Source organism: Bradyrhizobium valentinum, assembly GCF_001440405.1.
GTDB classification, from domain to species: Bacteria; Pseudomonadota; Alphaproteobacteria; order Rhizobiales; family Xanthobacteraceae; genus Bradyrhizobium; species Bradyrhizobium valentinum.
On the sequence record NZ_LLXX01000111.1, the window covers coordinates 1,543 to 11,970 of the forward strand.

The 10,428-nt window shown below is 62.7% G+C and carries 9 protein-coding genes and 1 pseudogene; 3 read left to right on the forward strand and 7 right to left on the reverse strand.

Going from position 1 to position 10,428, the window contains the following annotated elements:
- The 6 genes and pseudogenes from CP49_RS46075 to CP49_RS16795 all read right to left on the reverse strand — a co-directional run.
- Positions 1–271, reverse strand: a pseudogene (locus tag CP49_RS46075) (L,D-transpeptidase); the annotation flags it as partial.
- A gap of 288 nt (positions 272–559) precedes the next feature.
- Positions 560–1,207 carry a hypothetical protein gene (locus CP49_RS16775; protein WP_057851321.1) on the reverse strand — a complete coding sequence of 216 codons (648 nt, stop codon included), beginning with the start codon at positions 1,205–1,207 and terminating at the stop codon, positions 560–562.
- Positions 1,207–1,707 carry a c-type cytochrome gene (locus CP49_RS16780; RefSeq protein ID WP_057851325.1) on the reverse strand — a complete coding sequence of 167 codons (501 nt, stop codon included), beginning with the start codon at positions 1,705–1,707 and terminating at the stop codon, positions 1,207–1,209. The genes CP49_RS16775 and CP49_RS16780 overlap by 1 nt, the downstream gene beginning before the upstream one ends.
- Before the next feature lie 134 nt (positions 1,708–1,841).
- Positions 1,842–3,599, reverse strand: coding sequence for a PQQ-dependent dehydrogenase, methanol/ethanol family (locus CP49_RS16785; RefSeq protein ID WP_057851326.1), 1,758 nt, complete (start codon positions 3,597–3,599; stop codon positions 1,842–1,844).
- Positions 3,600–3,747: 148 nt separating this feature from the next.
- Entirely contained in the window at positions 3,748–4,263 is a 516-nt protein-coding gene (locus CP49_RS16790; RefSeq protein WP_082646060.1) for a copper chaperone PCu(A)C, read from the reverse strand.
- A gap of 278 nt (positions 4,264–4,541) precedes the next feature.
- On the reverse strand, positions 4,542–4,799 hold the full coding sequence (locus CP49_RS16795) for a DUF7662 domain-containing protein (protein ID WP_057851322.1): 258 nt from the start codon (positions 4,797–4,799) through the stop codon (positions 4,542–4,544).
- Positions 4,800–4,932: 133 nt separating this feature from the next.
- On the opposite strand from CP49_RS16795, the gene CP49_RS16800 reads away from it, so the two are divergent.
- Positions 4,933–6,453, forward strand: coding sequence for a sensor domain-containing diguanylate cyclase (locus CP49_RS16800; protein ID WP_057851328.1), 1,521 nt, complete (start codon positions 4,933–4,935; stop codon positions 6,451–6,453).
- A 137-nt stretch (positions 6,454–6,590) separates the two neighbouring features.
- Here CP49_RS16800 and galU read toward each other — a convergent pair whose 3' ends face one another.
- Positions 6,591–7,469 (reverse strand): UTP--glucose-1-phosphate uridylyltransferase GalU, encoded by an 879-nt coding sequence (galU, locus tag CP49_RS16805; RefSeq protein ID WP_057851323.1) that lies wholly within the window; start codon positions 7,467–7,469, stop codon positions 6,591–6,593.
- A 226-nt stretch (positions 7,470–7,695) separates the two neighbouring features.
- On the opposite strand from galU, the gene CP49_RS16810 reads away from it, so the two are divergent.
- Together CP49_RS16810 and CP49_RS16815 are read left to right on the forward strand one after the other, a co-directional pair.
- Positions 7,696–9,084: a lytic murein transglycosylase gene (locus tag CP49_RS16810; protein ID WP_057851329.1), complete on the forward strand. Its 1,389-nt coding sequence runs from the start codon at positions 7,696–7,698 to the stop codon at positions 9,082–9,084.
- A gap of 160 nt (positions 9,085–9,244) precedes the next feature.
- A partial coding sequence (locus tag CP49_RS16815; RefSeq protein ID WP_057851324.1) for an SGNH/GDSL hydrolase family protein occupies positions 9,245–10,428 on the forward strand: 1,184 nt, incomplete at its 3' end.

Genomic DNA, 10,428 nt, shown 5'->3' on the forward strand with positions numbered 1-10,428 from the left:
TGGTGCCGGTCGATACCGGCGCACGCAGGATCCAGCCGTCGGCGTCGTAGATAGTGACCTGCTGGGTCTTGATCGACACGATCGCCATGATCGGCTCGCCTGCATCGCGCGGCGCCGTCGCCTCGGTGGGGGCCTTGGGGCGCGCCTGTCTCGCCGTGGCGCCGGCGGTCAGCGCCGTCAGTGCGGCCATCACCGCGAGCGTCACAATGGCGGGGGGACCCCAACGCCGCATCGCCACGGTGGATCGCGCCGTCGTAACTCGATTCACCATGCCACGCCTCTGTTGAAATGCCTGTCCGCGCTTGCGTCGATCAAGTATCAGATCGCGCCTTTTGGATTAAATAACGGCCGCCGCCAGCCACGCCGCCAATGCGCTCCTTAAGATTATCGGCGCGTTCGACTATCGGCACGTTTCCGTTGGCAACTCTCTCATATAGGGCAGCCCGCAGGAAGGGTGGCTCGCGGCTGAAACTGCCACTTTTTGGACATGCGCATGAGGCGAGGCAACGTCTGCTCAGGAGGTAGACTGACTCAGGCAGCCAGCACCATCGGCAATGCTCTAATCCTTGGCTCGCAGTATGCTGATCCGCGTTTCATCGACGAAGCTCTTGATGTCCTGATCGGGCCGGCGGAACAGGTTGCGCTCGACAACCAGCGAACGGCCGCTGATCGTCTTGGTGCAGCGCTCCTTGAGGTAGATGCCTCCCACTGGCTGGTCTCCTGCACCCGGCTGGCCCTCGGTGCATGCCCAGCCGTCCGGGCCGTAGCGCGATTTGGCCTGTAGCCCCAGGAGAAACGCCTTCTTCCGGATATAGAGACGCGCCTTCGGATCGGTCTCGATCTGCAAACCGGCAACGTGCCCGGTATCGTCGATCAGCAAGGTCAGGATCGCCGGATGACCTGCCACCATGGTGCCGTCCCGGCTGGTCGACGGATCGTAACCAAATCGGATCGCCCGTGTCCCGCTCGCGTCGGCAGGACAGTCGCGCCAATTCTTCCAGCTTGCCAGCGTTCGCTTCGGATCCGTCGCGCAATGGAAGTCGACGTAGCCGGACTCCGCCAGTTCGGCCGCGGCCATTCCGAGGCGAATGTCGCGCAGATCGTTACCGCTGAATTCTTCCGTCCGTGCCGGTGAGCCCGCGAGCGCGACGGCCTGCCAGGCAAGCAGGCCCACGGCAAGAACGCCCGGCAGTTTCAGTCTGCGCATCACTGGCCCTTCCCGGTGCTGGCGGTCGCATCATCTGGCTTCTGCGCCTGGGTCTTGTAGACGTCGCACACCCGCGACGTGTTTGAGAAGAAGGCGACGCATTCCGCGTAAGTGGGTTCGCCGGCTCCCTTGATGTGGGCGATCACGTAGTCGGCGACGGCTTCAATATCCTTCGGCCGCAGAAATGTTCCGCCCTCGGGCGGCATCTGTGGCCCCGCGTCCTGGCGGTTCATGCCATGGCATTTCACCTCATCGTAGGCGCCGCGCATGAAGAACGGCATCCCCGTGCCCGGCCGCCCGCAGCCGACGATTTCAATGATCTGATCCCGCGTCAGCTCGGTCTTGCGCAGCGACAGCGCATCACCGCCATAGCCGCCGCCGCCATTGCCGTGCCATTTGTGGCAGCCCACGCAATTGGCCTTACTGAACACTACCTTGCCGGCAGCGGTCGGATCCGAAGCTGGCGCTTGCGCCGACTGACCGTAAGCAGCGGCTGGCATCGAAAATTTCAGGGCGACGACACTCGCGAGCAGCAAGCCTGCCGCCGCCGGGAACCTGTTGAAGATCATCATTGCGTCTCTTGTCGAAGAAGCGGGAGGGCCCGCGGTTGGCGGACCCTCCGTCTTTTGGGATGTCAGAGTGCGAATACGTAGAGCATCGATCCCGGCTGTATCTTCTTCAGTTCGGGCGTCGAATCGATGAACCACTTGTCCCAGGCGCCGCCCAGGCCGACCAGAATGGCGACGTACTGTTTGCCATCGACCGTAAAGGTCATCGGCGGTGCGTTGACGCCGCCGCCCGTGTTGAACTCCCAAAGCTTCTGCAATGACTTGGCGTCAAGCGCATGCACTTCGCCGGATGGCTGGCCGGTGAAGACGAGGTCGGGAGTCGCAAGCATGCCGCCCAAATTGGGGAACGGCGTTTCCATTTTTTGGGCGATCTTGCCGGTAGTCACATCGATCGCAGTCACGCTGCCGGTGATCCTGAATGGCTGGCTCGGGCCGCCGCCGGTCCAGAACTCACGCGGTTTCAGTTTGTCCGGCGTCATCACCTCGACCTTGATGCGATTGCAGCTCTCGATCACCGGGATGTACCAGAGCTTCAGATCCGGATTATAGGCCGTCGGCGGCCAGTTCTTGCCGCCCATGTTGCCGGGGCAGATGTCGGTTTCCATGTTGGTGCGGCTTGGCGTCACCGACGCGATATAGGTCTGCACGGACTTGTTCGGGTCATACTCGATCGGCTTGCCGCTCTCCGGGTCGAGCCCTTTGGTCCATGTAACTTTCTTGACGAACGGCAGGCCCCAGACGAACTTGCCGTTGGTGCGATCGATCGCATAGGCGAACCCGTTGCGGTCCGCTTCGAGCGCGAGCTTCCGCGGACCGCTGGGCCCGGGGACATCGACCAGCACGTTTTCCGCCACGCTGTCGTAATCATAGGGATCGTTTGGCGTGTGCTGATAGTGCCACTTGATCTTGCCGGTTGTGGCGTCAAGGGCCAGCGAACTGTCGGTGTAAAGGTTGTCGCCCGGCCGATAGGCGTTATCCCAGTCCGGTCCGGGATTGCCGATGCCCCAGATGATGGTGTCGGTTGCAGGATCGTAGGTGCCGGTTACCCAGGTCGAACCGCCGCCGGCGGCCGCCGCGTTGTTGCTGTCTTTCCAGGTTTCGCTGCCGGGCTCGCCCTTGCCCGGGATTGTGTAAGTGCGCCAGACCTCCTTCTGGGTCGTGAGGTCGGTGGCGGCAAGCCAGCCACGGATGCCGTACTCCGCGCCGGCCACGCCGGTGATCGCCATGTTCTTGACGATCAACGGCGCGCCGGTGATCGTCTCGCCCTTGTCCGGATCGGCGACCGTGCGCTGCCAGGCGACCTGGCCGGTTTCCTTGTTGATGGCGAGCAGCCGGCCATCGAGCGTGTGCGAAATGACTTGATCACCCCACAATGCGACGCCGCGGTTGTCGACGCCGCAGCATGCTACGGCACCAGCCCAGTCACGGTCCGTCTTGGGATCCATCTTCCAGACCAGCACGCCGCGGCCACCATGCGCATCGATCTTGTAGACCGAACCCCAGCCATCGGTGACATAGAGAAAGCCGTTTTCGGCAATCGGAGTGCCTTCCAGCCCGCCATGGCTCCAGATGCCGCCGCCTTCAATGCCGCCGAGGTGCATGGTCCAGGCGACCTTCAGGTTCTTCACGTTATCGCGGTTGATCTCCTTCAGGCTGGAGAACCGGTGAGCCGAGTAATTCTGATGATGATGAAGCCAGTTGCCCGGCTCCTTGTCGACGTTGAGCAGCCGTTCCTGATTGACCCCGTCCGCGGAGACAGGCAGTGCGCCCAACACGCTTGCGGCAGCAACCGCTACGGCAAGCCGACAGGCTCGCGTTAACATTTTTGTGTGACCGGAAAATCGTTCCATGAGTAGTGCCCTCCTTGTTTGCAAGTTCTTGTGGCAGTTCATGTTGGATTGAACGTCCGGCATATCCGGGCGTTTCGCTGACGGGCCCCATTCAACGGGCTTCACCAGTCCGCTGTCGCGATCAAGGCGTTCGTGAAACCTGCACCTCCGTTTCTTTGGTTCCGGCTTTCTGGAAGACGACGGCGCATGTGAACGTCTCGCCGTCGACGAGCTTCTGCCGCGTCTGCAGCAGCATCACGTGATATCCGTCTCGTTTGAGCTCGATCGTCTTGCTCTCCGGGATCGGAATGGACTTGATCTCACGCATGGCGGGCGCGCCTTCGCCGCGATCGACCGTGTGCTTTACGGCGAAATTCGCGAACGGACAGCGGACGCGCAGTATCGCGTCGGCTTCGGCCGCATCGTTCCTGATCGTCATCAGCAGCGGGAGATCGATACCAATCTGGTCGGACGCGGGCACCTGCGCGCTCGTCACCTGCAGTGCGTCGCCTGCAGCAGCGAAACCGGGCGCCAGCCCAATTCCACCAACAAGTCCGGCAAGCAGTCCGAGCGCTAGAAGCCGAGTTCTGCCGGACAGCGCAGTCCACCCTGCCCGATCAAGAGCACCATCAAGATTCGATGCTGTTATGGCGGTCATCGGCTATCGCCGCGGCCATCAGAGATTTACAGGCGTGGGACGCCCAAACGACCATGTCGTCCGACTCATCGGCGCCATCCTCCCACTATCGCTTTTCTTGTTCTTGTCTTTTAAGTCACGCCCCTTGAACCAAATCATCCCAAATTGAGGCGACGGTAGGGCCGGTGTCTGGAAAATGAGTCCGACAGGAGGCTCGCCCACCGTATTTCATACCAATCGACATCCTGCACGGAAACGCGGCGCTGCATGCGCGGTGATGACGGGTGAACGGCACGCACTCACCGCCTCACCGGCATCTTCTTGAACTTCACGCTTTTCCCATCGGCCTGCCGCGTTGCGATGTAGCCGGCTTCCAGGCAGGCCTCGCGCTGCGGCATCTTCTCCTGCGGGCTGCGCAGGGTTTCCCACCATGACGCGCGCTGCGCGGCGCGCGGCAGCGCGGCGTCGATGATCGCCTCGATCTGTTCGAAGCTCAGCACGAATTCGGGCCGCTTCTGCGCCTTCAGATAGTCCCGTAACGGATCGTAAACGTTCACGCGTGTCCTCAATGGTGATCTGCACAAAACCGTCGATGCCGGCAACCAAGCGTTAACTCTTTATCATATCGCCGTCGCCGCTTAAGGCCGCAACAATTTATCCGGGAGCATACCGGAAGGCCTGGAGCGGATGATGCTATTCGGACGGCAAAGCGACGTGACCGGAAAGGGCTGGTTCAGGAAAGACCGCCGGCCCTGGCGGTTGTCTGCGAAGCTGTTGATCGCGTCGTCGATCGCGACCGTGATCGGCTTCTCGACGATTTGCGTCAGCGTCATGCTCGACATGCGCCGCGGCGAGGAAGAGCTCGCACGCCAGACGCTGGAAAATCTCGCTGCCGGCATCGATGCCGACATCAGCCGAAATATCGAGCTTTACGATCTGTCGCTGCGCGCCGTCGCCAGCAATCTGGTGATGCCGGAGATCAAGGGCGTCAGCAAGGAGATCCAGCACCTGATCCTGTTCGATCATGCCGCCACCGCCAGACATTTCGGCGTGATCCAGGTGTTCGACGCGCAGGGCCAACTGACGCACGACGCGGCAAGCCTCGATCCGGCGCCGGAAGATCGCAGCGACGAGGAGTATTTCCAGGTCCACCGCGCCAATCCCGATGTAGGCCTGTACATGAGCCGCCCGATGCTGCGTCGCAGCGCCTATTCGATCGTGCTCAGCCGGCGCATCAACGATACCGATGGCGGCTTTCTCGGCGTCGTGGTCGGCTCGATCCGCTTCAGCTATTTCCATGATCTGTTCGGCCGGCTTAACCTCGATCCCGCCGATACGATCACGGTGCTGCGCCGCGACCGAACGGTCATCATGCGCAAACCGTTCGACCTCGACATCATCGGCAAGAATCTGGCCGAGCGGCCAAAGTGGAACCCGGCGAACCTGAAAGAGGGCGGATCCTATGCCGGGATAGGTCCGGTGGACCCCACCCCGCGGCTCTACGTTCGCGCCGGCACCACAAATCAGTTTTTCGTCGTGGTCGGAAAGCCGCTGGCGAGCATCCTCCATCTCTGGCAAAGGGAAGTCGTCCGGATCGGCGCGATCATGATCGTGCTGATCCTGTTCGTGATCGGCACCACGCTGTTTCTCGCGCGCGAGATCGGCCGCCGCGCGGAGGCCGAGGACAAGCTGGAGGAACTGGCAACGACCGATGCGCTCACCGGCCTGAAGAACCGGCGCAAATTCGATATCGAGATCGATGCGGAATGGCGACGGGCGGCGCGCAACAGGACGCCGGTCGCGGTCCTGATGATCGATGCCGATCATTTCAAATCCTACAACGACACGTTTGGACATCAGGCCGGCGATCAGGTGCTGGTCGGCATTGCGATCTGCATTTCGGACGCGGTGCGGCGGGCCAGCGACTGTGCGGCGCGCTATGGCGGCGAGGAATTCGCGGTACTGTTGCCGGGCCTCTCGGCGGTGGAAGCGTTCACGGTCGCCGAAACCATCCGCTCGAAGGTCGAGCAATGGGCGGAAGACCCCAATGTCACGACGGTCAGCGTCGGCGTGGCGAGCATGACGCCCACGGCGGCAATCGAGTGGCCCTGTCTCATCGAAGCGGCCGACAAGGCGCTCTACGCGGCCAAGGCCAACGGCCGCAATCAGTCGGTGGTCGCCGCGATCCCGCAGCTCGCGCTGGTGGCTTAGGGCACCGTCTCGTCATGCCCGCGAAGGCGGGCATCCAGTACGCCGCGCCGCTTCGGATCAATTGCTAACGCCGCGGAGTACTGGATCATCCGCTTTCGCGGATGATGACAGCGGAGGAACGCGGATGCGTACTCGCCTCACTCCTCCAGATACTTCTTCATCTCGGCGCGCAGGCCGTCGCGCAGATCGGGGCGCGCCATGCCGTAGGCGATGTTGGCGCGCAGGAAACCGGATTTCGAACCGCAATCGTGCCGCTCGCCCGCGAACTCGACACCGTAGAACTTTTGCGTCTTCGCGAGGGTTTTCATCGCATCGGTGAGCTGGATCTCGTTGCCCGCGCCGCGCTCCTGGGTCTCGAGAATCTTGAAGATTTCCGGCTGCAGGATGTAACGCCCGGTGATGGAGAGGTTTGACGGCGCAGTACCCTTCGGCGGTTTCTCCACCATGCCGTCGACCTCGAACATGTTTTTGGCGAGCCGCTTGCCGACACCGCAGATGCCGTATTGATGGGTGAGATCGTCAGGCACGGCTTCGACCGCGAGCAGGTTGGACTTGCCGCCGAGTTTTGCCGCGGCCTCGACCATCTGCTTCAGGCAACCCGGGCTGTTCAGCACCAGTTCGTCCGGCAGCACCACCGCGAACGGCTCGTCGCCGACGATGTCGCGCGCGCACCAGACCGCATGTCCAAGGCCGAGCGGTGCCTGCTGCCGGGTGAAACTCATGGCGCCGGCTTCGGGCTGGTCGCGCGCCAGGATGTCCTGCTCGGCCTTTTTGCCGCGCGCAGCCAGCGTGGTGTCGAGTTCGAACATCCGGTCGAAATGATCCTCGATCACGCCCTTGTTCCGCCCGGTGACGAAAACAAAATGCTCGATCCCGGCCTCCCTGGCCTCGTCGACCACATACTGGATCAGCGGCTTGTCGACGATCGTCAGCATTTCCTTCGGCATCGCCTTGGTGGCTGGCAGGACGCGGGTGCCGAGGCCGGCGACCGGGAAGACGGCTTTACGGATTTTCATGGGATATCGAGAGCCTTAGAAATGAGGAAAGTGCTTTGATTGCACGTTGATAGCCGGTTTGCACCCCTGAACAAAGGCGGATGTATGGTCGCCATTCGCCTCCCCTTGCGCGCGCCGGGCGCGACGACAAAATGCCCTCTGTTAAGCTATTGGAAACCGTGACAGGGCCTTCTGGCACGGATTGGTCGAGACGGACGGACACGGCATGGGTGTGATGGAACGAGCGATGAACAATCAAGCCGCCGCGATCATAATCGCGGCTGCGCTGTTGTGTTCCAGCGGCCAGTCCCAAGCCCAGTCCCAAGCCCAATCTCAAGCTCAATCCCCCGGCAACGGGGTTTCGAACTTTTTCGGCAACATCTTCTCAGGCCAGAAATCCGGTCCGACAGCGCAGGCCGCACCTAATCCGGAAGGAGGCCCACCGCCATGGAGCGGCGAGGACGGCGCCTCCGGTCATCCCCTGATGACTGCGGCCGCGATCCGGCAAGCCGCGGCGAATTTTCAAAATTGCGTCGCCTCGATGTGGCCGGATGCCGCACGACGCAACATCACCCAGCAGAATTTCGAGCGCTTCACCGCAGGCCTCGAGCCTGATTTGCGCATCATGGACCTGATGGATTCGCAGCCCGAATTCACCAAGGCGATCTGGGATTATCTCGACATCCTGGTGAACGACAACCGCCTCGCCAAGGGGCGCGAGATCCTTGCAAAGTACAAGCCGCAATTCGACGAGGTGGAGAAAGCCTCCGGCGTCGATCGCTACGCGATCGCATCGATCTGGGGAATCGAATCCAATTACTCGACGCAGATGGGCGACCGCAACGTGGTGAATTCGACGGCGACGCTGGCCTGCATCGGCCGCCGCCAGGCCTATTTCAAGGACGAATTCCTCACCGCGCTGGAAATTCTCAACCGCGGCGATCTGCGCCCCGAACAGATGCGCGGCTCCTGGGCCGGCGCGTTCGGGCCGACGCAGTTCATGCCGACCGCCTTCAAGCGCTACGCCGTCGACGGCGACGGCGACGGCCGCCGCGACGTCGTCGACAACGCCGCCGACCTGATCGCCTCGACCGCCAACAACCTCAGGAAGGACGGTTGGCAGACCGGCCGGAGCTGGGGCTATGAGGTGGTGCTGCCGGAGGGTTTTAATTTCATGCTGGCGGACAAGTCCAAGGCGATGACAATAGCGCAATGGCAGAGCCAGGGACTGAAGCGGGCCGATGGCAAGCCGTTCCCGGATTCGACTGAAAAAGCCTACCTGCTGGCGCCGGCCGGCATGCAGGGACCCGGCTTCCTGATGCTGCAGAATTTCCGGGTGATCATGAAATACAACCCGGCGGAGGCCTATGCGCTGGCAATCGGCCATTTTGCCGACCGCCTGCGCGGCGGCCCCGCCTTCGTGCAGCCCTGGCCGCGGCAGGAACGGGTGCTGTCGCGGGCGGAGCGGCTGGAACTGCAGCAACTGCTTGCCCAGCGTGGCTATTACCGCGGCACGCCAGACGGCCAGTTCGGAGGCCATACGCGGGAGGCGCTGCGCAACTTCCAGGCCTCGATCGGGGCGCCCGCGGACGGATTTGCGTCTTCCGACGTGCTGGAGCGGCTGCGCGGGCGTTAATTCGCGCTTTCGGCCGCGAAAGTAACCCTGAAAACCACGATTTTTCAGCAGCCTTGACGGTCAACCCGGAACCTCGGTTTATGAATGCGAAATCTGCCCGCTTGCGGCCCGATTCCGCTACTAACATTTGACGCCTTGCTACTCATTGCGACCGAGCCGGATGCAAAAGCCAAAGTCCTTCTTGCGCGTGTTCACCGAGACCGGCCCGCTGGTGGCGCTGGCGGTTGCGATCGCGCTTCTGATCGGGATCGTCGGTCCGGCCTCCGCGCAGTTTTTCAATTTCGGCGGCTTCGGCGGTCCGCCGCAGCGGCAAGCGCCGCAACGTGGTGGCGGCTGGTTCGGCGGCGATTTCTTTGGGCCGTCCCAGCAAACGCCCCAGCAGGCGCCGCGCCAGGACTTCTCCCGTGCGCCCGCGCCCGCCAAGCGCGATACGGTGCCGGAACGTAACGTGCTGGTGCTGGGCGATGCCATGGCGGACTGGCTCGGCTATGGCCTGGAAGACGCCTATGCCGAGCAGCCCGACATGGGCGTGATCCGCAAGCACAAAACCGTCTCCGGCCTGATCAAGTATCAGCCGCGCGGCGAGCCCGCCGATTGGGCCGCGGCCGCAAAGGGCATCCTCGCCACCGAAAAGCCGGACGCCATCGTCGTCATGCTCGGCCTCCACGACCGCCAGGCGATTCGTGAGGCGATCACCGAAAAGAAGGCCGACAAGAAGGAAGACAACAAGAAGGACGCGCGCGGCAAGGCGGATGCCAAGCCGGCGGACGCAAAGCCGAAGCCGGACGGCTCGACTGACGCCGCAAAACGCGACGACAAGCCGGCCGACGCCGAATTATCGCCTGACGACGCGGCCGACAACGACACGTCGCAGACGCTGGAAAAGAGCGCACGCGCGGGCGGCGGGCTCTACGATTTCCGCGACGAGCGCTGGGTTGAACTTTACGCCAAGAAGATCGAAGAGCTGATTGGTATCCTGAAATCCAAGGGCGTGCCGGTGTTGTGGGTCGGCCTGCCTGCGATCCGCGGGCAACGGGGAACGTCCGACATGCTGTTCCTTGATGCGCTGTATCGCGATGGCGCGGGCAAGGCCGGCATCACCTATGTCGATATCTGGGACGGCTTTGTCGATGAAGCCGGCCGCTTCCTGCAGAAGGGTCCCGACTTCGAAGGCCAGATCCGCCAGTTGCGCACGGCCGATGGCGTCTTCTTCACCAAGCCCGGCGCGCGCAAGCTCGCGCATTATGTCGAGCGCGAGGTGACGCGCCTGCTTGCCGCGCGCTCCGGACCGATCGCGGTGCCGATCGAGCCGGCAACGCCGGAGGCCAATGTCGCGCCCGGCCA